The 24,139-nt window shown below is 69.7% G+C and carries 23 protein-coding genes; 13 read left to right on the top strand and 10 right to left on the bottom strand.

What is annotated here, in order from left to right; genetic code table 11:
- Positions 1 to 62: 62 nt before the first annotated feature.
- Together ACTOQ2_RS40115 and ACTOQ2_RS40110 are read left to right on the top strand one after the other, a co-directional pair.
- On the top strand, positions 63 to 1,388 hold the full coding sequence (locus ACTOQ2_RS40115; protein WP_440106676.1) for a cytochrome ubiquinol oxidase subunit I: 1,326 nt from the start codon (positions 63 to 65) through the stop codon (positions 1,386 to 1,388).
- Positions 1,367 to 2,317, top strand: coding sequence for a cytochrome d ubiquinol oxidase subunit II (locus ACTOQ2_RS40110; protein WP_440106674.1), 951 nt, complete (start codon positions 1,367 to 1,369; stop codon positions 2,315 to 2,317). Before ACTOQ2_RS40115 ends, ACTOQ2_RS40110 begins: the two co-directional genes overlap by 22 nt.
- Before the next feature lie 155 nt (positions 2,318 to 2,472).
- On the opposite strand, the gene ACTOQ2_RS40105 is transcribed toward ACTOQ2_RS40110, so the two are convergent.
- Positions 2,473 to 3,216, bottom strand: a complete 744-nt coding sequence (locus ACTOQ2_RS40105) for a helix-turn-helix domain-containing protein (protein ID WP_440106672.1) — start codon at positions 3,214 to 3,216, stop codon at positions 2,473 to 2,475.
- 332 nt (positions 3,217 to 3,548) lie between these two features.
- Between ACTOQ2_RS40105 and ACTOQ2_RS40100 the strand changes: the two genes are divergently transcribed.
- Positions 3,549 to 4,778: a glycosyltransferase gene (locus ACTOQ2_RS40100; protein ID WP_440106670.1), complete on the top strand. Its 1,230-nt coding sequence runs from the start codon at positions 3,549 to 3,551 to the stop codon at positions 4,776 to 4,778.
- A gap of 29 nt (positions 4,779 to 4,807) precedes the next feature.
- Here the strand turns inward: ACTOQ2_RS40100 and ACTOQ2_RS40095 are convergent, their stop codons facing one another.
- The 5 genes from ACTOQ2_RS40095 to ACTOQ2_RS40075 form a co-directional block, all read right to left on the bottom strand.
- Positions 4,808 to 5,947 carry an FAD-dependent oxidoreductase gene (locus ACTOQ2_RS40095; RefSeq protein ID WP_440106668.1) on the bottom strand — a complete coding sequence of 380 codons (1,140 nt, stop codon included), beginning with the start codon at positions 5,945 to 5,947 and terminating at the stop codon, positions 4,808 to 4,810.
- Between the two features lie 236 nt (positions 5,948 to 6,183).
- Complete coding sequence (locus ACTOQ2_RS40090) at positions 6,184 to 7,890, bottom strand: hypothetical protein (protein ID WP_440106666.1); 1,707 nt, start codon at positions 7,888 to 7,890, stop codon at positions 6,184 to 6,186.
- A gap of 204 nt (positions 7,891 to 8,094) precedes the next feature.
- Positions 8,095 to 10,428, bottom strand: coding sequence for a hypothetical protein (locus tag ACTOQ2_RS40085; RefSeq protein ID WP_440106664.1), 2,334 nt, complete (start codon positions 10,426 to 10,428; stop codon positions 8,095 to 8,097).
- 280 nt (positions 10,429 to 10,708) lie between these two features.
- The gene (locus tag ACTOQ2_RS40080; RefSeq protein ID WP_440072529.1) at positions 10,709 to 11,125 is read right to left on the bottom strand and encodes a nitroreductase family deazaflavin-dependent oxidoreductase; all 417 of its coding nucleotides are present in this window, start codon (positions 11,123 to 11,125) and stop codon (positions 10,709 to 10,711) included.
- Positions 11,125 to 11,748, bottom strand: coding sequence for an NAD(P)-dependent oxidoreductase (locus ACTOQ2_RS40075; protein WP_440106662.1), 624 nt, complete (start codon positions 11,746 to 11,748; stop codon positions 11,125 to 11,127). The genes ACTOQ2_RS40080 and ACTOQ2_RS40075 overlap by 1 nt, the downstream gene beginning before the upstream one ends.
- Positions 11,749 to 11,850: 102 nt before the next feature.
- On the opposite strand from ACTOQ2_RS40075, the gene ACTOQ2_RS40070 reads away from it, so the two are divergent.
- Positions 11,851 to 12,237 carry a winged helix-turn-helix transcriptional regulator gene (locus tag ACTOQ2_RS40070; RefSeq protein WP_440106660.1) on the top strand — a complete coding sequence of 129 codons (387 nt, stop codon included), beginning with the start codon at positions 11,851 to 11,853 and terminating at the stop codon, positions 12,235 to 12,237.
- 201 nt (positions 12,238 to 12,438) lie between these two features.
- On the opposite strand, the gene ACTOQ2_RS40065 is transcribed toward ACTOQ2_RS40070, so the two are convergent.
- Positions 12,439 to 13,680, bottom strand: coding sequence for an MFS transporter (locus ACTOQ2_RS40065; RefSeq protein WP_440106658.1), 1,242 nt, complete (start codon positions 13,678 to 13,680; stop codon positions 12,439 to 12,441).
- A 66-nt stretch (positions 13,681 to 13,746) separates the two neighbouring features.
- Between ACTOQ2_RS40065 and ACTOQ2_RS40060 the strand changes: the two genes are divergently transcribed.
- A complete protein-coding gene (locus tag ACTOQ2_RS40060) occupies positions 13,747 to 14,310 on the top strand; it encodes a CGNR zinc finger domain-containing protein (RefSeq protein WP_440106656.1) in 564 nt (187 codons plus the stop codon).
- Between the two features lie 24 nt (positions 14,311 to 14,334).
- On the opposite strand, the gene ACTOQ2_RS40055 is transcribed toward ACTOQ2_RS40060, so the two are convergent.
- On the bottom strand, positions 14,335 to 15,288 hold the full coding sequence (locus tag ACTOQ2_RS40055) for a LysR family transcriptional regulator (protein WP_440106654.1): 954 nt from the start codon (positions 15,286 to 15,288) through the stop codon (positions 14,335 to 14,337).
- An 88-nt stretch (positions 15,289 to 15,376) separates the two neighbouring features.
- Between ACTOQ2_RS40055 and ACTOQ2_RS40050 the strand changes: the two genes are divergently transcribed.
- Both ACTOQ2_RS40050 and ACTOQ2_RS40045 read left to right on the top strand, forming a co-directional pair.
- Positions 15,377 to 16,519, top strand: a complete 1,143-nt coding sequence (locus ACTOQ2_RS40050; protein ID WP_440106652.1) for a saccharopine dehydrogenase family protein — start codon at positions 15,377 to 15,379, stop codon at positions 16,517 to 16,519.
- 10 nt (positions 16,520 to 16,529) lie between these two features.
- Complete coding sequence (locus ACTOQ2_RS40045; protein WP_440106650.1) at positions 16,530 to 17,360, top strand: class I SAM-dependent methyltransferase; 831 nt, start codon at positions 16,530 to 16,532, stop codon at positions 17,358 to 17,360.
- Here the strand turns inward: ACTOQ2_RS40045 and ACTOQ2_RS40040 are convergent.
- A complete protein-coding gene (locus ACTOQ2_RS40040; protein WP_440106648.1) occupies positions 17,344 to 18,144 on the bottom strand; it encodes a hypothetical protein in 801 nt (266 codons plus the stop codon). The two genes, ACTOQ2_RS40045 and ACTOQ2_RS40040, sit on opposite strands and share 17 nt — an antisense overlap.
- Positions 18,145 to 18,486: 342 nt before the next feature.
- On the opposite strand from ACTOQ2_RS40040, the gene ACTOQ2_RS40035 reads away from it, so the two are divergent.
- Positions 18,487 to 19,176 carry a lysostaphin resistance A-like protein gene (locus ACTOQ2_RS40035; protein ID WP_440106646.1) on the top strand — a complete coding sequence of 230 codons (690 nt, stop codon included), beginning with the start codon at positions 18,487 to 18,489 and terminating at the stop codon, positions 19,174 to 19,176.
- Between the two features lie 296 nt (positions 19,177 to 19,472).
- Here ACTOQ2_RS40035 and ACTOQ2_RS40030 read toward each other — a convergent pair whose 3' ends face one another.
- The gene (locus ACTOQ2_RS40030; protein ID WP_440106644.1) at positions 19,473 to 19,640 is read right to left on the bottom strand and encodes a hypothetical protein; all 168 of its coding nucleotides are present in this window, start codon (positions 19,638 to 19,640) and stop codon (positions 19,473 to 19,475) included.
- 191 nt (positions 19,641 to 19,831) lie between these two features.
- Between ACTOQ2_RS40030 and ACTOQ2_RS40025 the strand changes: the two genes are divergently transcribed.
- The 5 genes from ACTOQ2_RS40025 to ACTOQ2_RS40005 form a co-directional block, all read left to right on the top strand.
- Positions 19,832 to 20,308 carry an anthrone oxygenase family protein gene (locus tag ACTOQ2_RS40025; RefSeq protein ID WP_440072518.1) on the top strand — a complete coding sequence of 159 codons (477 nt, stop codon included), beginning with the start codon at positions 19,832 to 19,834 and terminating at the stop codon, positions 20,306 to 20,308.
- On the top strand, positions 20,305 to 21,396 hold the full coding sequence (locus ACTOQ2_RS40020) for an alpha/beta fold hydrolase (RefSeq protein WP_440106642.1): 1,092 nt from the start codon (positions 20,305 to 20,307) through the stop codon (positions 21,394 to 21,396). The genes ACTOQ2_RS40025 and ACTOQ2_RS40020 overlap by 4 nt, the downstream gene beginning before the upstream one ends.
- A gap of 844 nt (positions 21,397 to 22,240) precedes the next feature.
- Positions 22,241 to 22,666 (top strand): cellulose binding domain-containing protein, encoded by a 426-nt coding sequence (locus ACTOQ2_RS40015; protein WP_440072516.1) that lies wholly within the window; start codon positions 22,241 to 22,243, stop codon positions 22,664 to 22,666.
- Between the two features lie 301 nt (positions 22,667 to 22,967).
- Complete coding sequence (locus ACTOQ2_RS40010; protein ID WP_440106640.1) at positions 22,968 to 23,573, top strand: tetratricopeptide repeat protein; 606 nt, start codon at positions 22,968 to 22,970, stop codon at positions 23,571 to 23,573.
- Positions 23,574 to 23,726: 153 nt separating this feature from the next.
- Positions 23,727 to 24,139 (top strand): ankyrin repeat domain-containing protein (locus tag ACTOQ2_RS40005; protein WP_440106638.1); only part of this gene is annotated, 413 nt, incomplete at its 3' end.

Below are 24,139 nucleotides of genomic sequence, written 5' to 3'. Positions count from 1 at the left end.
GCTTCCTGACGCCCCCACGGGATGACGACCGGCCCCCGGGCACGCCTCTAGCGTGCGAGACCATGGAGCCACTCGACCTCGCCAGGCTTGAGTTCGCGCTGACGACGAGCCTGCACTTCCTCTTCGTCGCGCTGACCCTCGGTCTCGCGCCCCTGATCCTGTACATGCAGGCCAGATGGGTGTTCGGCGGCAGGCCGGTGTACGAGCGGATGACCCGGTTCTGGGGGCAGATCTATCTCGTCAACTACGCGCTCGGCATCGCCACGGGCATCGTGATGGAGTTCCAGTTCGGGCTCAACTGGAGCGGCTTGGCGAAGCTGACGGGGGACGTCTTCGGCGCGTCCATCGCGTTGGAGACCCTGGTGGCGTTCTTCCTGGAGTCCACCTTCCTCGGGCTGTGGATCTTCGGATGGCACCGGCTCCCCCGGATCGCGCACCTCGGCGCGTTCGCCGTCGTCACGCTGACGGCCTACGCCTCGGCGTTCTTCATCATGGTGTCGAACTCCTTCATGCAGCACCCGGTCGGGTACGAGAGGCACGGGGCGGGCATCCGCCTGACCGACTTCGGCGCGCTGGTGGGCAACCCCGCCCTGACGGTGGCCCTGGCCCATCTGCTGCCGGCCGCGCTCAGCGTCGGGGCGTTCTTCGTGGCCGGCGTCAGTGCCCACCACTTCGTCCGGCGCACGCGGGACGCCGACTTCTTCCGCCGCTCGATGCGCGTGGGCCTGGTGGTGGCGGCCGTGACCGCGCCGTCGGTCATGTTCACCGGCATCGCGCAGTTCCCGGTGATCGGCGGCTTCCAGCCCGCCAAGACGGCGCTGACCGGCGGCAGCGCCGAGGAGCTCGCCAGGGCCCGGAGCCTGCTCGCCGCCCGGTTCGGGCCGGGCGACCTCACCCCGCCCACGTGGATCCACGAGGTGAGCCAGGTCATGGTCTACATCGGCCAGATACTGGCGCTGCTCTCCCTGATCCTCCTCCCGCTGATGGTCTGGCGCTGGAGCGTCCGCCTGCGGCCGCTGCTGCACGTGATGGTGTTCCTGATCCCGCTCCCGTTCGTCGCCGTCATCTGCGGATGGGTGGTCCGGGAGGTGGGCCGCCAGCCCTGGGCCGTCTACGGCCTGCTGAGAACCGAGGAGGCGCTCGGCGACATCGGCGCGGGGGCCATCACCGGATCGCTGGTCGCGTTCACCGCGGTCCTGCTCCTGCTGGCCGCCGTCGACTACTCGCTCATCGCCCACCTCGTCCGGCGCGGCCCCGACGAGGACGCGCTCAGGCTCGGCGCCAGGACCCTGCCGGCGCCGGAGGCCGACGCCGCCACTCACCTGTCGCCGGAAAGACCGGAAAGATCGGAAAGGGAGGAAACGCCATGGACGTCGTCTGGCTACTGATCCTGGGGCTGGTCCTGGTCGGCTACTTCGTCCTGGAGGGGGCCGTCCTCGGCGCGGGGCTGCTGCTGGGCAGGTACGGCACGCGCGACGACACGGACGTCTCCGTGGCCGCTTTCGCACCGTTCGTTCTGGCCAACGAGGTATGGCTGGTCGCCGTGGCGGGCGTGCTGATGGGGGCGTTCCCGCTCGTGGAAGGAGAGATCATCTCGGGGCTCTACCCGTTCGTCGTCACCGGTCTCGTCGGATGGGTCGTCCGTGACGCGGGGCTGTGGTTCAGGCTCCGCCGTACGGGGGGTGCCTGGCGGCGCCTGTGGGCGAGGGCGATCGTCGTCGGCAGCGGGCTGCTGGCCGTCGCGTGGGGGTTCGTCATCGGCAACCTGCTCCTCGGCCTGCCCGGGACGCCGCTGTCACCCGGGACGCTGTTCGCCCCCTACGCGGTGCTGTGGGCGGTGACCCTGCCCGCGCTGCTCGCGGCGCACGGCACGGCCTTCCTGGCCCGCCGCCTGCCCGGCCGTCTCCGTCCCGGCGTCCGGCGGCTCGGGGTCAGGGTCACGAGGCTCGCCCTCGCGCTCACCGCCGTGGCGGCGGGCGGCGGCCTGGCGGTGAGCGTCGTCACCCGGGGGCTCGGCGACGTCCCGGCGATGCTCCCCCTCCTCGCCGCCGTGGCGGCGCTGTGGTGGATCCGGTCCCGCCCGTTCGACGGAGGCGGCCGGATCCTCGCGCTCAGCGCCGTGGCGGTGAGCGTCCCGGCCGCCACGGCCGGGCTGGCCGTCGCACCCGATCTGCTGGCCCACCCGGCGAGCGGGCGGGCTCTGGCGGTGCTGACCGCCTACGGGCTCGGCGCGCTCGTCCTCGTCGTCGTCGCGCAGGTGTGGGCCTGGCGGCTGTTCGACAGGCACGTCGAGCCGGACGCCCCGTCCTTCTTCTGAGTCACCCGCGCTCCCGTTCCCGTTCCCGCGGAGAGCGCCGCCCGTGGCGAAGAGCGCCACCTGTGTCGGAGAGCGCCACCCGTGGTGAAGAGTGCCATCCCTTGATGGATTGCCCCCTAAACGTCCCGCCTGGCGAAGATGCCGGGATCGGCTGATCACTGTCCCCATCTCTCCGGCTCTCGCCGTCCGTACTCGACGAGGAGTTCCATGGCCCGCCGCTGGCCAGGGCTCATATCGGTCAACATCATCTGCCCGAAGCGTGCCGTGGCGGCGACGGTGGCCGTCTGGTCCGCGGTGAGTTCGGCGGGGACGTCCGTGGGCAGCAGACCCGGCAGCATCGCGTACAGCTCGCCCGCGATCTCCTCGACGCGGGGGTCGTTCGCGCCGGTGTCCGCCAGCGCGGCCATCTTCAGGTCCCACCCCTGCCACGGCGACTCCCGCCCGGCACCGGTGAGGTAGGAGTCCACGAGTTCGGGCAGCGCCACCTCCGCCGCCCGGAGGATCCCGATCTCACTCTGGGGCAGATCGAGGCCGCGGACGGCCGCGGCGAGCTCGGGTGACAGCGTCGGATCGTCCCCGTGTTCGAGGAGGCGCGCTATCACGGCACGGCGGCGCTGAATCTCCGACTCTCCTTCGGCCAGCTCCGCGTCCAGCTCGGTCAGTATCTCCCTCAGGTCCACCGCGCCCGTGTCCGCCAGGGCGTCGGCGACCTCTCCGAGTCCCATGCCGAGCGCGGTGAACTTACGGATCTGCAGCAAGCGGCTCAACGCGCTCATACCGTAGCTTCGATAACCACCGGCGGTACGCTCCGGCTCGGCAAGCAGACCGATCCGGTGATAATGACGTACGGTGCGCGGAGTCACGCCCGCGAGCTTGGCGATTTCGCCTATCAGCAACATGACGAACAGTAGAACCCCTGCCCCTGCGACAAGGTCAAGCGACCATGAACGGCGGCACACGGTTCTCGGCCCTCCGCGGACAGCCGCCCGTGGACGCGTCGCGCCCTTGCCGGGCGGCCTGCCGGCGAGATCGTTCACCGCGGACCGATGCTGCCGTTCGTGCCCCAGGAGTTTCGAATACGTACGGGAAGAATGCACGATCCGGCCTTTACGCATTGTCGACTCGACAACTATCGTCCTGGACAGGGTGATATGTGGATGTTTCGCATCAATTGGAGCCTGGGATGCGCGTCCTTATCGTTACGGATTCATTTTCGCCGAGGATGGACGGGGTGGCGGTCTCCGTCGAATCTCTGATTCACGGCCTTGTCTCCGCCGGCCATGATGTGGGGGTGGTCTTTCCGGGGCGGCGCTCGGAGTACGGGGTGGACGAAACGGGCACGCAGCGGTGGCGCGTGTCGTCGTTCAGGACGCCACTGGACGGATATCCGCTCTCCCTTGCCTCCGCGAAAAGCCTCGCCAGAATCATTCGTGTTTTCGAACCGGATTTCATCTCCGTTCAGACCATCGGCTCTCTCGGGGTGGCGTCTCTGCGCGCATCGCGCCGGCTGGAATTGCCTGTCGCGCTCTCCTGGCATACGGATTTCGAGTTATACCTCAACAGATATCGGCTAGCGTGGCTGTTCATACTTCCCGCATACATCGTTCTGAGGGGAGGAGGTTTTCGGTCATGCCTCGACTTGACGAGAAAGGCAGCCCGCGCCGGCGGGTCCGGCGTTATCCGGGAAATCCTCGCGTATGTGGCCGATGCCGCTGACCTGGTGGTCGCCCCCTCCGCCAGAACCGCCTCCTACCTGAAGGGCCTGGGAGCCGAGCGGCCTGTTTTCGTGCTGCCCACCGGCGTCGAGGAATCGGAGTTGAGGGGAGGAACACCGCCGGAGGGGCTGGTCGAGGCCGTCGAAGCCACTTCGGAGGGAAGCCGTGTCGTCTACGTCGGCCGTCTGAGCCGGGAGAAGGGAATCGATTTCCTGGTGGAGGCGTTCGGGCACGTCACGAAGCGCCGGCCACGAGCGGCTCTCATCCTCGTGGGCCCGTGCGAAGACCCGAGAACGTGGCTTCGGCTGCGTGCGGCGCAGCTGCGTCTGGGAGCGAACCTTCTCGTGGTGGGCCCCGTGGAGCGTCGAATACTGTCGGACCTCTACCGCCGGGTCGATGTCTTCGCCACCGCCTCCGTCACGGAGACACAGGGAATCACGGTGTGGGAGGCCGCCCTCGCGGGACTACCCGTCGTCGCCAGGGACGACTTTCTCGACGAGGAGGTCCGTGAGGAGGTCCTGGGCGGCCTGCGGACACCGGAGGAATTCGGGGACGCGATTCTGAGTCGCATCGATCGGGACAACCGGGCCGGGGAGGGCGGCAGGACGCGAGTGGGGCCCACCGGCACCGACAGGGCGCGACTGCTCGTGGCGGCGGTCGGCCATGTGCTGTCCGGTGAAACCGGCGGATCAGCCCTTCCCGGGCCGTGGTTTCCGCGAGACGGAGCCTGGCGCGAAGGACGATGACGCCTCCGTCACAGGCGAGCCGGCCGGCGTCACCGGTGAGGGTGGTCGATCGCCAGGTCCGCGAGCCGTGAGCTGACTTCGGGAAACGAGCCGTCGCCGAACAGGATCCGCGCCGCCAAGGCACGACCGGCACGACCGCGTAGCGCGGTCACCGCCGCCTCCGCCGCGGCGGGGGATCGGATGCCGGCGAACACGCGGCGCAGCAGCAGTCGGCCTCGGAACCGGGTCCGCAACGCGTGCCCGTCGTAGCGGCTGAGCACGCGTTGGTCGCCGGTACGCAGGTACCCGACGGTGACCGCCGCGGCCAGTTCGGACATGCGCAGGCAGGGGTCCAGCCCACCGGCCGTCAGCGGCGACACCGCGCCCGCCGCGTCTCCGACGAGCAGTCCGGCGGGGCACGCCAGCCGTCGCAGCACACCGCCGACCGGGATCGGACCGCCCCGGCGCTCGACCGGCCCGGCCGGCGGTGTGCCGCCGGGCGCGTCCGCGGCGAAGGCGTCCAGCAGGTGGCGGATGCCGGTACGCATCGCGTTCGGATATCCCGCGACGCCGACATGCGCGTACCGGCCGTCGTCGATGACCCATCCCAGGTACCCCGGAGCGATCCGGGGGTCCAGCACGCAGTGGAACGCCGGAACGGTCGTGCCCGACGCGATCGGGTGGACGATCTCGGCACCGACGAGGAAGCGCCGGTTGACATCAAGGCCGAGATCACGGGCCACCCGGGAGCGGGCGCCGTCCGCGCCGACGACGAACCGGGCCGTCACCGGTTCCGCATCCGCGAACCGCACGAAACCCATCGACGCGTCGACGTACCGTACGCCCAGCAGAACCCGCGCCCCGGCCGACTCCGCCGCGCGGTGCTCGTGCTCGTAGACGGCCGCCATGTCGGCCACGCGGTACTCGTCCCGGTCGCTGGTGAGCCGGATCGGCGCCCGCCGCGACGGCGGATACAGCAGCACGTCCCGGATACCCGGCCCGAGCAGATGATCCGGCACGTCGAAGTCCTCGAGGGTGCGGCGCACGAAGATCCCTGTCGTGCGGATGCCCGTCGACAGCGACCTGCGACGGTCGACCACCATCACGCTCAGTCCCCGTCGCGCGAGCAGGCGGGCTGTGCGCAGGCCGGCCAGGCCCGCACCCACGACCAGTACATCCACTGTCTGCATACCTTGCGACGGTAGGGGCGATGCCTCATCCGTACGATGGTTTGCACGCTACCTGCCCTATACCTCCACATCGTCGCCACACTCGAGACCGTGGATCGCTCCTCTGGCGAGAGGTGGCCGCAGAACCGGCGTCGGGCTCCTCGAAGCCCGCGCCGGGAAACTGCGGACGCTCGCTCAGGGTCACGCACCGACGTGGGCAGGGAGAGCGTGCGATCGGCGTAACCGGCCGGCCATCGCTACGCCGCTCTCCTGGCCGGATAGATGAGGATGAGGTCAACGCCGGGTCGCGTGTACAGGCGCAGCCGGTAGAGGCCGGGACCGCTGCGTGCGAGATCGGGGAAGCGCACCTTGCTCGCCGACAGCGTCTCCATCACCAGGCGACCCGATTCGCTGACGATGTCCGCCTCGACCACCGCGTCCCAGCCTTTGCGTCGCAGGGGTGGCGGGACCGAGCGCAGCGCCTTCGCCGTCACGCAGGTCGCCCAGTCCTGGCTGGGTGTGAAGATGAGGGCCAGCTGACCGCTGGTCGCCAGGGTGTCGGCCCGTTCCGCGCTCCAGATCGCCGTGGAATCTTCCTCGGTGTCCGCTTCCGCGTCGTAGATGCCGTAGGGCTGGGCGTCCCAGTCGTAGTAGGACGCGGTCGCCTGGAACCGGGTACGCAACGCGGGCCACGGGTCGCGGCACCGGGCGTCCTCCTCGCGCGCCTCGCGCGCCAGCCGTTCGCGCACGATGTTCTCCTTCTCTGCCCTCTGCTGCTCTATCTGCGCGGACGACAGCAACAGATCCGGATATTTCCGTCCAACCACCTCCGGGCAGAGCAGCGCGAGCAGTGCGGGCCGAGCCTTGACCGGCTCCCCTGCCGCGAACCTGGCGCACGCGTCCCTGCCCCTGCCGAGCAGTGCCTGGTCCGAGACATGCCGGCCAGGCTTGGTCACGCTGCACAAGTAGGCCCAATCGCGCTTGTGGGCCGGGATGTCCGCGACACGTGGCGGTTTCGACCACGCCCAACACTCCGCGAACTCATCGTCCTGCCGTCCCATGAGCCCATCGCCCTGCCACCCCATGAGCCCATCGCTCTGCCAGGTGTAGGTGAGATGCGGACGGCCCTCGGGTCCGACGACCATCAGCGGGAGGACGGCGGCGGCGGCCGCGACCGCCGTGGGCACTCGCAGAGGCGCTTTCGCCCTCGGCTCACGGTTCAGCTCGTGGGCCGTGCGCGCCAGCCAGACGATGTAGAGCACGTCCATCGCCTCGGCGATCGACTCGATCGGGCCGCCGCGCGTCAGGGTGTCCACGAGCTCCACCAGGAACCCGCTCGCGAACGTGCCCGCACCGATGAGGAGCGTCACCCGGCTCCAGCGTCCGTCGCGCCGCTGGGCGAGCAGGAGCAACACCATCACGACGAACGTGGTCACCACCGCGGCCATGGCAGTCGCCCGGTAGGCCGAACTCACGAAGAACCGGAGTTCTGAATCGTCCGCCAGGCTGTTCGCGAGCGATATGGCCGGTTCCACCAGCCCGATCAGGAGCAGAGCCAGACGGAAGGGCCACCCCGACCCGGTGAGCACCACCGTGAACAGCACGAGCGCGGGCACCCAGAGCGCCAGCCCGATGACCGTCTCGACCAGGTCCGGGAGGAACGAGGGGATCAGCAGCCACACCACGTCGGCGTACAGCAGCAGCCGCAGCCACGTGGCCGCCCGGCCCATCGGCACGGCCGTGGGCGCGGGTCCCCGCAGAACCTGCCACAGCATCCACGAGTTCACCAGCCCGAGCAGCAGCAACCCGCCCAGCACCAGAGGAGACCTTCCGATGCTCTCGCCGGGCGGGTACCACATGGTGACCAGCCAGGCGGGTGTCGCGGTGCCGATCACCAGGCTGAGAATGATCGAACCGAGGGTGACGACCAGGGAGGCGAAAGCCGCCGAACGGTGTATGCGCACGATGAAGCATGATCGTAGTACGACCGGGCGACGCTCTCGTGAAGGTCCGGTGAGGTCCCCCCGGAGCTGGTCGGCCCGCACGGCCCACGGCCGTTTCCGGCCCGGCGGCCCGGCCTTCCACGCGGTAGCCGGCCCGGAGGGTCGCATCGTCGGCCGAAGCTCCACACCCGCTCCGGCCTGGCCACCGGCCGGCTTGGGGCGTGCTCACCGGTCGGGAGGCCTGCGGTACGTGACCGGCTTGTCCCCCTTCCCGGGGAACGCCATGATCAGCAGACGTTGGCCGTTCCCCTGCTTTCCCTTCCACGTGAACCAGTCATAGTGCACGCGGATCCGGTAGTGACCCGCACGGCCGTCGAGTGACAGGTCGGGGAATTCGGCGCCACCCAGATCGTCCCTGAGCACGATCTCGCCGGTGGGGCTCTCGTAGCCGACCTCGGCGACGTGGTCCCAGCCCCTGGTCTCCACCGGCGGGCGGCGGGTGTAGGTCTCCAGCGTGACGCAGAGGTCGAAGTCCGAGTGCGTCCGGATCATCAGGTGGCCGGGGAGGGCGGCCACCAGGCCGTCCTCCTGAGTCCGCTCGAGCAGGCCGTCCTCGAACGGGTCCCCGCCGTCCTCGGTCGGCTCGTACACCTCCACGATCCCGTAGTCCGTCCACTGGGGTTCCTTCATGCGGATCACCCTGGCCGGTTTGATGAGCGGACGGTGGCGCGGCCTCGAGTCGCACATGCGCTGCGCGTCGTCCTCCCACTCCTGGTCCTCCCGTTCCTGCTCGGTGGCCGCGGCCTTGACCACGGCGCCGGCGCTGGGGCAGATCTCCGCGAGCGGGTAGACCAGGTCATCGCGCTTCAGCCCCTCCGTCGCCTGAAGGCGGGCGACCTCCTGGGGATCGTTGCGGGTGTAGATGCCGCACAGCCAGCGGGCGCGGGCGAGGACCACGGAGTCGGGCGCGGTGGCGGCGAACGTGGTCGGGTTTCCCCGCCGCAGGGAGCAGACGAACCGCTGGTCCCGGGTGAGCTCGGGTTCCTCGGGCTCGCCCCTCCACGGCTCGCGCGGGGCGCAGTCCTCGGCCGCGGTGACCGGGCTGCGGGCCTGGTCCGCCACGGGCACGAACCCGAGCGTGACCAGGGTGGCGAGCCCGGCCAGCAGCACGCGGTGGCGTACGCGCCGGGTGGGCGCGACCGGGTGCAGGAACAGCAGGAGCAGGGCGGAGGCGAGCAGGGCCGCGCTGTACCACAGCGGTGAGATGCCGAAGAAGATCTCACCGTCCCTCCCCGGGGTGAACAGCCCCTCCGGGTAGATCTGCGCGCCTTCGTAGAAGAAGTCGCCGAAGTCGTCTGACACCGGCACCGCGGTGACCGCGCTGACGAAGCCCACGGCCGCGGCGATGGTCAGCGCCGACGTCGCGAACCGCACGATGCGGCGGGTCCGGCGCAGGACGGCGGCCAGGATCAGCAGCGCGGGGCCGCCGACACCGACGAAGGCGTCCAGAACCCACCAGGTCAGAGCGTGCCCGCTGCCTCCGTCCACGCGGACGAAATACTCGATCGTGCCTCTGGGACCGATCCAGAGGTACCTGCCGTGCGCGAGGTTGACGGCGGCGGGGATCAGCGGGAGCACGACCGCCACGGCGGGCAGTGGCCACCGCCTGGTCGCCGACCGCGCCGGCGCCTGCCTCGGGACCGGCCGCGGAAGGGGGTTCGCCAGCTCGTGGGCGGTCCTGGCGTTCCACACCAGCCCGAAGACGCTGACGGCGCCGAGGAGCGTGTAGACCGTGATGATGTAGGGGAACCCGTTGCCGCCGAAGGAGACGGTTCCGCTGGGCTGGAGGACGGACACCACCTGCGCGATGACGCCTATCCGGACGGTCGCCGCGCTCCAGCGGGGATCCCTGGCCTGGGCGATCAGGATCGACACCGACCACGCCGACCAGACGTAGCCGTACCCTCCGGCAAGGGTGAAGATCTGCGCGACGGAGCCCAGGTCGAAGGCGGCCGTGATTTCCTGGCCGATGCCGCTCACGCAGGCGACGACGCCGACGACGAGCGAGAACAGCCGCAGCCTGCGGGAGACGATGTCACGGAACACCAGGAAGAACAGCCAGACGATGGCCAGCTGCACGAAACCGGAGGCGATCCCCGTCACCGACCAGAACCAGTAGATCTCCAACGCGAGAATCAGCGGGACGCTGACGATGCTGATCAGGCCGTGGCCGACGCTGACATACAGGGCGAGCCGCAGCAGGCCGACCTTCCTGCCCCGGCGTGTCAGCTCGCCGCGGGCGCGCCCGCGCAGCACCTGCCACAGGGCCCACGCCTGGAGCGCCCCGATGAGGACCAGGACGAGCGCCAGCCCCCACGGGACGGTGAACGTGTCTTCCTCCGGACCGAGGAACCAGCCCATGCTGGAGTCGCGGGTGACGACCTTCCAGAGGAGATCGCCCTGGTCGGTGGTCAGCGCGAAGACGCCCAGCACGGCGATCGCGACGAGGTGGCCGAGCGCGATCAGGGCGGCGATCCTGCCGAAACGGTAGCGACGCATGGCCATCTCTCGGGAGGGCGGAGCGGTCAAAGCGCCTAACCCTAGCGAGTCGCCAGAAATTTGATCAAGCTGCGGCGAGTGCGGAGCTTTCCCGGCCCGCTGCCGCTTCTCGCCACGCCACGACGCCCGCCCACCGGGACGCCGGGCCCTACACCCGGTGAACCCGAGGCGCCGCACCCGGTGGGCCCGAAGCGCCGCGCCGACGCGCTCAAGCTTCGCCGTGAGCGTCAGGACGTGGCCACCGCCGCCCAGAAGCGCCCCGAAAGCACCGTGCCGGTCGTCACCGGCGTTCCAGGAGGACCACGGGGATCTCGCGGGTGGTCCGCTCCTGGTAGGCCGCGTACTCCGGCCGCGCCGACACCATCAGGCGCCATAGGGGCGGACGCTCCGCGGCCACGGCGGGACGCGCTCGCGCGGCGAAGGTCTCCGTACCGACCTGCACGGTGACGCACGGGTCGGCGAGCAGGTTCAGGTACCAGGCTGGATGGCGGTCGGCGCCACGGTTGGAGGCCACCAGGACGTAGCGGTCGCCGTCGAGCCCGTAGACCAGCGCGGTGCGGCGCAGCGCGCCGGTTCTCCGGCCCCGGGTCGTCAGCAGGAGATCGTTCACGCCCGGCCGCGGCCGGCCGCCGGTCTCCCGGAAACGACGGATGTGCTCGGCGATCCAGGGATCCGGGCTGTCATGGATCTCGGGCATCATGCCTCCCGGATGCCGACGGCGGCGCGGTGGTGGCGAGGGGTCTCGATCTCGTCGAGCAGCGCGATCGCGAAGTCCGCGTACGAGATCCTGGCGGCCGGGTCCGCATGATCGGCGATCCGGTACCGGCCGGTGCGCGTGCCGGCGTGGTCGAAGTCGCCGGCCGGCGCGACGTACGTCCAGTCGAGGTCGCAGCCCTGAAGCACGGCGAGCCCCGCCGCGTGGCCGAGATAGAAGGCGCGGTACTCGTTGGGGTAACCGGGCTCGTCCATCAGGGGAACACCCGACGCCCCAGGCATGATCGACGCGAGGCCGACCACCGCCAGCCGGCGCACGCCCGCCTCCGCCAGGCCGGTGGTCAGGGCGCGAGCCGACGCGGTGAAGAACTCGTGCGGCGGCACCGACAGGTCCGCGGCGGCGCTGACGGCCGCGTCGTGCCCCGCGGCCGCGTGCGCGACGCTCGTCCCGTCCGTGACGTCGCCCGCCACCACCCGCACATCGGCCAGGTCACTGCGGTCCGCGGGGTCACGCACCACGGCGGTGACCCGGTGCCCACGCCGGTGCGCCTCGGCGACGATCCGCCCACCGGCCCTGCCGCCCGCGCCGAAGACCACGATGTTCATGGCGAACCACCTTTCACCGGGGCCGGATCCCATCCGCCCGGCCGCTTCGCGGACGCTATCGAGGGCCCCGGTTACCGCTGGGATACCGGCTATCGTGAGGCCATGAGGGAACCCCTGCCCGCCGACATGTTCGACGAGCTGTGCCCGTCCTCGCTCAATCCGATCCGGTTCGGCGACAAGTGGGCGGCGCTCGTCATCCGCTGCCTCGAACACGGGCCGCGCCGGTTCTCCGAGCTGCGCGTGCCGCTGAGCCGCGTCACTCCCAAGGTCCTCACCCGGTCACTGCGTTCCCTCGAACGGGACGGGCTGGTCAAGCGCACCGTCCACGCCAGCGCCACCCCGCGTGTCGAGTACGAGCTGACCCCGCTCGGCCACAGCATGCTCCGGCCGATGGCGATCGCCTGCGCCTGGACGCAGGAGCACTGGGACGAACTGCTCGACGCCCGCGAGTCGTACGACGACAACGCCCGCCTCGACCGCGCCGGCTGACGCGTCGAGCCGCGACCCGCACGTGATGGCCTTCGACGAGTTGAACGAACTCGCGATGGAGGAGGCGGCGACCGCCGGTGGCGGGGCTGGTCACTCAGTCGGTCACCCGGCAACGCGAAAGGCCGTTCCCGGTTGCTCGGAAACGGCCTTTGACCTGACGCGGTGTTCACGAGAGGGTCTGACCTGGAACGGATCGGACGCCTAACGATCGCTTCCCGGAACAGGATGAATCGTTTCCCGCTCGTTCGGTGGCGTGTGATGCGGGCGGTAGGCGACGGCCGCGACGATCGCGCTTGACAGGGCGACCACCGAGGCGGCCGTGAACGCCGCCGCTCCGCCGGTGTCCGACTCGCTCAGATAGCCCGCGACGGCGGTTCCCAGGCCGTAGCCCGTCCACATGAAGGTGTTCAACCAGGCGAAGACCTCGGTTCGGTGGCGGGCGGGAGCGTGTTCGGCGAGCAGGGTGGGATGGAGCGCGTCACGGGGTCCCGTCACCAGTCCGATCACGGTGATCAGCGCGGCCAGCACGAGGAGATTCGGGGCCTGGGCGGCGGCCGCCATGACGACGCCGTCGGCCACCGAGATCACGACGAGTAATCGTCTGGCGGAGACGGGCCGGTCGCGGGCCCCGAAGCCGAGCGCGCCGGCGAGCGCGCCGGCGGACAACAGCGCCATCAGCACTCCGGCCGATGACGGTGCGCCGGACGCCGTGGCCGCCGCCACGGTGGCGATGCGCAGGCAGCCGAAGGTGAAGGTGCCGAACGCCGCCAGCACCAGCAGGGTCAGGGTCGGGCGATGGGCCAGCGGCCCGGCCAGCCTTGTCAGCCTGGACCCGGTCGCCGCCGGCGTGTTCGAGGGTCCGGCCTGCCGGACGGATGGTGCGAGGAGTGTCAGCGCGCCGCCGACGAGCAGGGCGGCGCCCGCCGTGGCGACCACGCCGTACGCCGGCATGGCCAGCATCAGGACAGGGACGAGGAGGGGGCCGAGGATGAACATCACCTCGTTGACGGCGTTGTCCACGGCGTAGGCGGTCTTCAGCGAGCCGGGCGGGACGAGCCGGGGCCAGTTGGCCCTGATGACGGCCGAGACGGGCGGTGTGGTCGCGCCGAGAAGGACCGCCGTGCCGACCATCGCGGCGGGCCCGGCCCGATGAGCGGCGAGGAGCAGCACGTAGGAGACGGCGTGGGCTCCGAGGTAGGCCGTGAGGGTGCGGCGCGGGCCGTGACGGTCGGCAAGGCGGCCGCCGAGGGGAGCGCACCCGGCCAGGGAGAGGGCGTGCCCGGTGAGGACGAGCCCGGCCGTCGCGTACGTGCCGTCCTGACCGGCGGCGGACAGCAGCAGCGCGAGACCGAGCATCGGAGTGCTGAGCCTGGCGATCACCTCCACGGCGAGCAGGAAGGGCACCCCCGGATGGGAGAGGAAGCGGCGATAGGACGTGACCACAACGCCTCCGTTACCATCGAATCTTGTTTAGCCCATAACGCATCACGAGAAGGTGTTACTGGTCAAGTGGAAATAGCCTGTAACGTGACCCGGCAGGTGCCGTTGATCACCGAGCTGGTCAATCTGGCGACCTCCCAGCGGCGGGGTGGCGTCGCCACACCGTGCCCTCGCGGCGACGACCTGGTGGCCGCGTTCGCCTCCACCGCCGGAGACCGCGTCGCGACCGCGCTCCGGGACGACTCCGACGCCGGGGAACGCCTCGCCGAACTGGCCGGGGAGCTGCGGGAGGCGCTGCTGGCGGAGCGGGCGGCGGACCAGGCCGCGCTCATCAACGCCATGATCCGCAGGTACGGCGCGCAGCCGTACCTGGTGGAGGACGTCGGTCAGCCCTTCCACCTGCACTTCCACGGGCAGGGCGGCACCTACGTGGAGGCGATGGGCGGTGAGTTCGCCACCGCCCTGGCGCTGATCGTGGACGGCTACGGGGCCGAGCGCTTCGGACGGTGCTCGGCCGATCGGTGCGACGCCGTCTACGTCGACCTCACGCGCAACGGATCGCGCCGGTACTGTGGCCCCGCCTGCACCGCCCGGGCCAAGAGCGCCGCGTACCGCGGCCGGCTGCGACGCTGAGAGATCCACCCATTGCCCGGCGGATCAGGCCCGGGTCTGCTCCCGGCTCACGCGGACGATCACGTCCAGCAGGGCGGTCACGGCCGGGAGGCGGAAAGGCGGCGCCAGGGAGGCCGCGTACAACCGGCGGGAAGGGAGCGAAGGAACGGTCGGCCTCATCACCACCCCCGGGTGTACGGCGCCCCGCACCAGCGTGGGCACGAGCATGACGCCGGATCCGCCCGCGACCAGGGCCTGCCTGCCGTTCCAGTCCTCGCAGAAGAACCCGATCCGAGGGGGTCGGCCCAGGGCTTCGGCGAGCTGCGGGAGCGGGCCGAGGCAGTCGGGGTAACCGCCTTCGATCCACACCTCATCACACAGATCGGACAGCGGCACCTGGCTGAGCCTGGCCAGCCGATGGTCGGCCGGCAAGGCGACCTGGAACTCCTCATCCAGCAACGGCAGCAGATCGACCCCGGTGAGGTCGGCGGGATCGAGGGGCTCGGCCGACGAGTCGCGCTTGGCCGCCGGCGGATCCGCGTACAGGTTCCAGGCGGTGACCAGGGTGAGGTCGATCCGGGCCTCTTTGATCGCGGCCATCGGCCCCGCGGCGTCCTCCCGCATCAGGCTCAGCCGCACTCCGGGGTGGGATCGGCTGAACCGCCTGATGACCTCCGGCATCAGCCAGGTGTTCGCGCTGGAGAACGCCGACAGGCGCAGATGCCCGGTCTCGGCGCCGGTGAAGGCGTTCACCCGCATCTCCAGAGCCCGCAGGCGCGCCAGGACGTCCCGCGCCTGCTTGACGACCATCTCACCGGCCGCCGTCGCCTCGACGCCGCGCGCGGTGCGCCGGAAGAGCGACACGCCGAGCCTGCGCTCCAGACCGCCGATCTGCCGTGACACGGCCGGCTGGGTCATCGACAGGGCTTCGGCCGCCGCCGAGAAGGAACCGCGTTCCTCCACCTCGACCATCACCTGCAACGTCCAGGGATCAAGCATGTGCGAGCCACTCCCTCCGATCGGCCTGCCATGCGGGCCACGCATGTCCCCCATAAGACATCCGCAGTGGTGTGCATATCACTCTCACGTGATCCTGGGAACCTCAGCGCTTCCCGACACCGAACTGCGAGGGCACAGCATGCGCACAAGCGCCGACGAGTACCGGGAGTGGCCCGGCGCGGGCAAGTCGATCGTCGTCATCGGCGGGTACGGAGCGGTCGGCGGCGCGACCGCGCGACAACTCGGCCGCTGGTTCCCCGGCCGGACCGTGGCGGCCGGGCGCGATCCGACGAAGGCGCAGGCCTTGGCGCGATCCACCGGCGCCGCGGTCAGAGCGGAAGGCGTCGACGTCGGCGATCCCGCCGATGTGGATCGGCTGCTCGACGAGGCGGCCGTGGTCGTGATGTGCGTCGAGCGCGCCAATGCGGCACTGGCCGAGGCGTGTCTGCGGCGGGGGGTGCACTACGTCGACGTCAGCGCGTCCACCTCGGTGATCCGGGAGATCGAGTCGCTGGACAAGCTCGCGGTGCGAAACCGGGCGACGGCCGTTCTCAGCGTCGGCGTGGCCCCGGGGCTGACCAACCTGCTGGCCCGTCACTGTCTCGAACGCCTCCCGTCGGGAAACAGGGTCGACATCAGCCTCCTGCTGGGCCAGGGCGGCGACCACGGCGCGGACTCGGTGCGATGGATCGTCGCCGGCCTCACCCGCCCGGACGGACGGCGGCGGCCCGGTGCCCGGCGAGCACGCGTCCGGCTTCCCGGCTGGGGGACGCGTACCGTCCACCCGTTCCCCTTCTCCGACCAGCAGACGATCGGTGAATCGTCGCGGACCACGGTCACCACGCGGATCTGCTTCGACTCGGCCCTCGTCACCTCGGTCCTCTTCGGGCTCGCGGCCATCGGATTCTTCACCCTGATGGGTCGGTTGCGTGCCGAATCGCCACTCGCGTCAGCGCTCTCCCGGTGGCACCGCGGGTCCGACCGCTTCGTCGTCCACGTGAGGGCGTCGGACGCCGGGGGGAACGCGGTGTCGAGCACCGTCACGGGCCGCGACTCCTGCCAGATCACCGGCGCCGTGGCGGCTCTGGTGGCTCGCGACCTGTTCACCACCTCGCTTCCCGCCGGAGTCCTGCACATCGACGCGCTTCAGCCCTCCCGGCCTCTTCTCGAGGAGTTGCGCGAGCACCTGACGACCGTCGATCACAGCGCCACGAACGAACGACCCGAGTGAAAGGAGACCCATGTCCCTCCCGAACGCCGCACAGGCGAATTCATGGAACGGGCCCGAAGGAACCCATTGGGCCGAGAGCACGGACCGCACCACGGGCCGCAACACCGCCTTGCAGCGGCTGTTGTTCGAGGCCGCGGCGATAGAGGAAACGGACAAGGTCCTGGACATCGGATGCGGCGCGGGCGAGACGACCATCCTGGCAGCTCGTCAGGCGTCCCGCGGACATGCCGTGGGACTCGACCTCTCCCGGCCGATGCTGGAACGGGCCCGCGCCGACCAGGCCCGAACCGGGCTCGCCAACCTCCGGTTCGAGGAAGGGGACGCCCAGGTCCATCCCTTGGGCGACGGCGAGTTCGACGTGGCCATCAGCCAGTTCGGAATCATGTTCTTCGCCGACCCCGTGGCCGCCTTCGCCAATATCGGCCGCGCCCTGAAACCCGCGGGCCGCCTCGTCTTCGTGTGCCCCCGGCAGATGACCCGATGCGAGTGGTACACCATCCCGATCTCCGCCCTGACCGGGCCTCCCGAGCCCTCCACGAACGCGTACGAACCTGGGATGTTCTCGCTCGCCGACCGGGGGAGGATAGAAGACGTGCTCGGCGGGGCGGGCTTCGGGTCCGTCACGACGACCGCCGTCGAGGTTCCCCTGTTCTTCGGCCAGGACGCCGCGAGCGCCGCCGGCTTCTTCCTCGGCACCGGCCCCGTTCGCGCGATTCTCGACGACGCGGTCATGACGGCCGACGCCGCCCGAACCGTTCTGGAGGACGCGCTGCGGCCTTACGCGGGTCCTGAAGGCGTCCGCCTGGGCGGAGAGCTTTGGATGGTCACCGCCCGGCGGTGACCTCGGCCGGTTGGGGACGCGGGGCGGCGAGGTCGTGGGCGGAGCGGGCCAGCCAGATCATCATCAGGACGCTCGAGACCACACCGAGAGCCTCGGCGGCGCTTTCCTCCTCCGGGAACGGCAATGCCACCAGCACCAGAAAGATGGGCACCACCAGGGCGGCGATACCGTATGCGACGGTCGCCGTCTCCCAGCGGTCGTCGTGCCACTGGGCCCGCAGGATCAGCACTGCCCAGGCCAGGCCGGCCAGGCCGCAGATCAGCTCCACCTCATCCGGGACGGGCCGGCCGACGAGGTCGAGCACGCCGATGACGGTGAACCCGCCGTACCCCAGCACCCCCGCGCCCCCCGTGTACTGCCGGTCGCGGCCCAGCACCCGCATGAACAGCAGCACGACCACCCACATCGCCGCAGAGACGATCACCGTCGCATCTACCCAGATCCACGACTCGGTGCCGTAAAGCAGCCACGTCGTGGCCGTCGCGACGTAGAGCGCCACCCGCAACCGCAGAGTGTTCCGGTCCTGCTGGGGCTGCGGCCCCGCCGGCGGCCCGCGCAGGATCTGCCAGATCCCCCACGCCCAGGACAGCCCGGCCAGGACCAGGAGGAGCAGGCTCTGCCCTGTCACCGCGACACCTTCGGTCACGGTCGCGAACAGCGTCAGCCACCACAACGGGCCGAGGTCGCCGGAGACCAGGGCGACGACGACGGCGACCGTCAGCGCGGCGCCGTACAGGCCGGTGACGAGCAGGGCGGGCAGGGCCGAGCGGTGACGACGTGACACGGGACGCTTCCTGGGGATTCGGAGGGGATGGGAGCGAACGCCTCACCCTACAATCGATCATGAGGAGTGGCGCCAGGTGGCGTGCGCCCGCGGGCGCGTTCGAACGCCACGCCGGGGTGTTCACGAGAGGAAGACGGTCGCGGCGGCCGTCGGCGGGATGCGCGGGGCTTCGGTGCCCACGAGTGACTTTCCGGGAGCAAATAGCGCCGAGTGTCCGTTATTCTCCGCGTTTCGTGGCGCCACCAGTGACGCTGCGTCATACGTTCGGCCAGGAAATGTCATGACGAGGTCGTGACGTGGTCGCACTGCCCGCCGAGCACGGCGACTGCTGGAATCGACGGCATGTCCTCCACTTTTCCAGCGCGCCCGGGCTGGCCCGAGATCGTGGTCGGCCTGCTCGCGATGGCGGCCGCCACGGCCGTGCTTCCGTTCCTCGGCCCGCTGGGGCTGGAGTTGGACGCGGTGGTGTACGGGCTGACCCTGGCCGCCTGGTCGGGCATCGTCTGCCTCGTCGGCTTCGCCGCGGCCGCACTGATCCGCGTCCGCTCCTGGGGCGCCTTCGGCGTGCGCCGCACCACCTGGCGCTGGATGGGCATCGGCGCGGCCGCGGGCGTGATCGCGTTCGTGCTCAAAGGCGTGGTTAACTACGCCGTCATCACCCTGACCGGGTTCGACGCCAATCCCCAGGGCCCGTACTACGACGCGGCCGGCGGCGGCGTGCTGCCCCTGATCCTGACCTTCGCCTTCCTGGCCGTCCTCACCCCCATCGGCGAGGAGTTCCTCTTCCGCGGTGTCGTCACCAACGCCCTGCTGCGCTACGGGCCCGTCGTCGGCGTCCTGTCCAGCTCGGCGATCTTCGCCCTCTTCCACGGCGTCAACATCGCCATGACCACGGCGTTCGTGGTGGGCGTCATCGCCGCCGAAGCGATGCGCCGCAGCGGGTCGATCTGGCCCGCGGTGGCCGTCCACACCGTCCACAACATGGGCCTGCCTCTGTTCGTACTGATCACCGGAACCACCGGGCCCGGCTGATCGTCACGCCAAAGACCATGATCACGTGTCTTTGGCACCCCTTCTCGCTCCGATGTTCCTCGACCCCTGACGCCCGCGGAGTTCAAGGCCGAGTCGAAGGGACGTCAGCGCTTCAGGAGGTACCCGGTCCGATTCGGCGTACCCGGCGCGAGCGTCCTCGAGCTCCTGGTGATTCCCCCGGCTCACGTCCGCCATGCTCGTCGCTTCCGGCACGCCGCGAGGGTGGGTCCTGCTGCGACAGGTGGTGGCGATCGTCCTCAGCGCGACCGTGACCACGACACTGCTCTGGGCCGTGCTCACGGCTGGGCCGAGCTCACGGCTGGGGCGGGACGACGCTCCCCGCCGTATCCGGCGAGGCAGCCGATCGCGACCACCACGTAGCTCAGCGGCCCGACGCCGGGTACCGTCGTGGCTCCGGCACCGAGCACGACCGCCAGGGCCATGCCGGCGATGACGTCGGACACCTTGGCGCGCCCGCTCGGATCGAACTCCCCGCACTTTACGGGCGAGATGGAACCTTCCTCATCCGCGTGGCGCCATGGTGCGTGCCTACTCCCGGTGTCGTAGAGAGACCGTCTCTCCTCCCGATGTCGTACGGGTGAAAGTCTCCTGCGGTGCGACGACCGGCGTCGGCGGGCGAGCGACGATTACGGCCATGAGAACCCCAGCCAGGTACGTCCACGGGGCCGCACTGCTGGCCACCGGGCTGCTCGCCGGAGCCTTCGGGTACGGCGCGGCCAACGTGGTCCCCACCTTCGGGACCGTCCCGCTGGACGTGCGTCTGACCTTCCACACCGCGATGATGGAGGTCAACGAGCCGATCATGCAGAGTGCGATGGCGCTGGCGATCCTCACCTCGTTCGGCCTGGCCGTCGTCTGCCACGGCCTGCCACGGCGCCTGGCGCTCGGGGCCGGCGCCCTGACAGTGGCTTCGCTGCTGGTGACGGTCTTCGGCAACATCCCGCTGCACGCCCACATCAGGCGATGGGCCGCCGCCGCCTCCGCCCCGGCCGGTCACACCGAGATCCTTCAAAGGTGGGAGCTCTTCCACACGATCCGCACTCTGACCGCTTTATCTGCTTTTGCACTGGTAATCAGCATCGCTGTCCTCACCCGGCCCGAGACCCGTTGAAAGAGCTCGGCTCTCCGCGAGACGCCGCCGTCAACCCGAACCGGATACCCGAAGGATGTGAAGCCATGTGGAAACGAAGAGTCGTCAGGATCGTCAGTGTGACGCTCGCTGTTCTGATCGGGGTGCCGGCACTGGGAGTCGCCGGGCTCGTCCTCTGGGACGGCGGCATCGACACCGATCCACGCCGGGCGATCCTCCGTGACGTCCGGATCGATCTGCGGACCGCCATGACACGGCTCGGTCCGGTCGAGTACGACCTGCACGGCACAGAAGGCCCTGTGCTGCTGTCTGTTCACGCCGGGCTCGGTGGAGCCGACCAGGGACGGCTGTTCGCCGGTTGGCTGCAGAAGGACGGGTTCCGCATTCTCAGCCCCTCACGGCCCGGCTACCTCGGAACGCCGCTGGAGAGCGGCCGGACCGACGAGGAGCAGGCGGATCTGCTCGCGGCGCTGCTGGACGAGCTCGGCATCGACCGAGTCGGAGTCCTCGCGGTCTCGGCAGGAAGCCCGGTGGGCTACACCTTCGCCGCGCGCCATCCGGATCGGATCTGGGCACTGGTTTCCATCGGCGGAGTGAGCAAACCGCGGCCTGCCGGGACGGGCTCGCCACTGCGGAGAGCGTTCCTGGACACGGTGGGCCAGAAGCTGGCCCGGCTGACGGCGGAGGTCTCGTTCGAGACCGTCGTCGCGGGGACGTTGAGCGAGACCAGCACCTACACCGACGGGCAACGGGCGGAGCGCGTCTCGCACATCATGAACACGCCACATGTGCGGGAGCTCTTCAAAGCGATGTTCGATACGACGTTCCCCTACCAGAAGCGCTGGGCGGGCACGGACAACGACGCGGTGCAAGCCCGACGTGGAAAGCCGCCTCTGGAGCGGATCTCGGCTCCGGCACTACTGATCCACGGCACACAAGACGGCGATGTGCCGTTCGACCACGGGAAGTTCGCAGCCGAGCGGATACCCGGCGCAGAACGGTACTGGATGGAACACGACGATCACCTGGGCTTCTGGCTCAGCCCGAAGGCGAGTCAGGCACAAGCCGCGGCGCGAGACTTCCTCCGGCAGCACGCGCCAGGCGAATGAGCACTCGTCCAGGACCGGGCGCCCCCCACGTCGTCCCTCACCATTCCGGTGTGCCCGGACATACCCGTCTGGGCGCACCGACACGGACAAAAAGGGCAGCAATCCATGAGCACTGATCTCCGCGGGCGCGTTGGGACGGCATCGCCTCACCGGATCATGCGACATCTGCCCATGGCCGGACATCCGCATCCGTCCGGGGTCACGCCAGTCCGGCAGTGAGGGATCGCATGCCGATCGGGGCGGCGTCGCTTCAGCAGGAGGCTGACGGTCGCGGGCAGTATGTCGTGAACGTTTCTTTTCCGGCTCACGCAGCGATTTGATCTGTTCGCGGAGAGCCGGGTGGCCGCGATTCTCCCAGGCAAGTCGACTGGCTGGGAAAACCGCGATGTAAGCGAGCGGGCCGTACGAAACCCGTCGAAGGCGTTCGACCACACAATCTGGTGTCTATGGGGGATGGGCATATTCAAGGCCAGTCCCCCGCCGTATTGTGACCACAGCACGAAAGCCGGCTGCGGACCGATCGTGGCGCGGAGTCAGTGAGGTGATCTCAATAAGCATTTCGTAGGTAGCGGTATTCGAAGACTCGGGCCGGCGGCGGCGTGTCGCAGGGTCCGCCGGCGTTGGGTGAACAGCGCGAAGCCGCGTTCTCCGTGTCGACACGTTGATCGTGGGAGCCAAAAGATCGCCGGCGGGTCCAGACAATACTCGATGCGCTCGCTCGCGTGAGCTCAATGCCCTACGCCGTGACATTCCTTTCTATTGATAACAGTCGATGCTGATCGTAGCGATCGGCTCCCCCTGATGCGTGCGGCCTGCCGCGCGCATTTCCTGACAGGAGAGGCCCATGACAGACCGGCGTGTCCCCCTGCGACGGCGTCTGACCGCGGGGCTGGTCGCCGTCCTGCTCGGTACGGTCGGCGCACTCACCATCGTGACTCCCGCCCGCGCCGCCGTCACCTGCACGTTAACGTTCAAGGCCAACGCCTGGCCGACCATCGACGGGCAGGTGAGGTGGCAGGTCGATGCGACGCTCACCAACGTCAGCGCGATGCCGTCGACCGACTGGAGGACGGCCATCCGCTTTCCCTCGGGCTCGGTCATTCCGCAGTACTGGAACGTGACGAAGGTGACGGAGTACCTGTGGACCCATGTGGAGTGGAACAAAGTCATCCGGCCGGGCCAGAGCGCATACTTCGGGTTTGAGGTCCGCACGCCCACCTGGGATGTCTCACCTCTGCCCATACTCAAAAGGTGCGGTCTCACCTTCTGATGGCGGCGCATCCGACGGTTGCGGGCAAAACTCCGCCGGTCGCGACCGTCCTAGGTAGAAAAGGGGCTCCGCCTCACGCGAGTGGCACTCCCATCGGTCGTCGGCCACTCCGAATTTTCGCCACCGCTTTGTGTTGACCCGCGAGGAGGGTGGCTGAAGGATGAGGCAAGGCTCTTCGCCGAAGGGGTGACAGGGGATGCGGTGGTAGCCTGAACGCTGGCGACGACGTGCGGCCGAATCCGACTCTTTCGCCGACCTCTTGCTGGCGGCGGCGCGGAAACGGGGTATCCCCACTGCCCAGGTGAGCGGTTCCGAGGCCGAGGAACTGGCGATCGCGGTGGCGAAGAGTACCTACGAGAAAGGTGACGTCGCCGCGGCGGAGGAAATGCTGCGCCTGCTCGCGACCAAGGGCAGCCCGTCCCCCGCCGGGATGGCAGCCTTCAACTGGGGGGTGGTGCTGGAATCTCGCGGTGATGCGCGCGGCGCCCAGCGCGCGTACCGGATGGCCGTGAACTCTCCCAATCCTGAGGCGGCGGCGATGTCCGCGCTGAACCTGGGGATCATCCTGTTCTACGAAGGTGACACCAAGCAGGCCCGGACCTTCCTGCCCCTCGCCATGGAGTCGGGCCACCCGCAGGCCGCGCCGAAAGGGGCGTTCAATCTGGGGGGCCTGCTCGCCGGAGAGGGCCATACCGAAGAGGCGATGCGCGCGTTGCAGCGCGCGGTGGATTCAGGTCATCCCGACGAGTCGCCGGGAGCGCTGACCCAGCTCGGCGCCCTGTGGTTCACCGCGGGTCGCGTCGCGGACGCCGAGGCGGCGTTCGAGCGGGTCATCGCGACACGGCACCCGGAGTTCGCGGCCATGGCACACGCATGCCTGATGGACTTGCGTCGCCAACGGGGCTGATCAGAACCGTACGGAACAACCACGCGATGCGCGAGATCGTCAACACCGCGGGAACGGGGCTCTGCCGGACCGCATCGCCGCGGCCCGAATCTGTCGGCCTCGTACGCCATGATCGGCGGTCATACATCCCGTACATCCCCTTAGGGAGAGGCCATGGCCGTCAACGATGGATCCGGATGGTCCGGCATCGGCTGGGACGGCTGGACGAACCTCGGCCTGATCCGTGCCCGGCTCGACGCGGGAGCCGACCCGAACTCAGGGGTGTCCTTCCATGGACGGCCGCTTCACGAGGCGGCCGAGCGCGGCTCACCCGAGGTGGTCGCGGAGCTGACCCGGCGCGTCGACGACGTCGACGCGGAGCACGAAGGCCGTACCGCGCTCTGGGAAGCCGTCTTCAACAACCGCCCCGACAACGCCCGCGCCCTGGTCGCCGCCGGAGCGGACCCGTGGCGACCGATGATGAACGGCTGGTCCCCCGGACGGCTCAGACTGGCCACTCCCACCCCCGACCTGTTCACCCTTCCCGATGAGGAGGCCGGCCTGTCCGCCGCCGAGGCCGCCGCCGT

Source organism: Streptosporangium sp. H16, assembly GCF_051918855.1.
GTDB lineage: Bacteria > Actinomycetota > Actinomycetes > Streptosporangiales > Streptosporangiaceae > Streptosporangium.
This window is presented reverse-complemented; position numbering and strand designations above follow the sequence as displayed.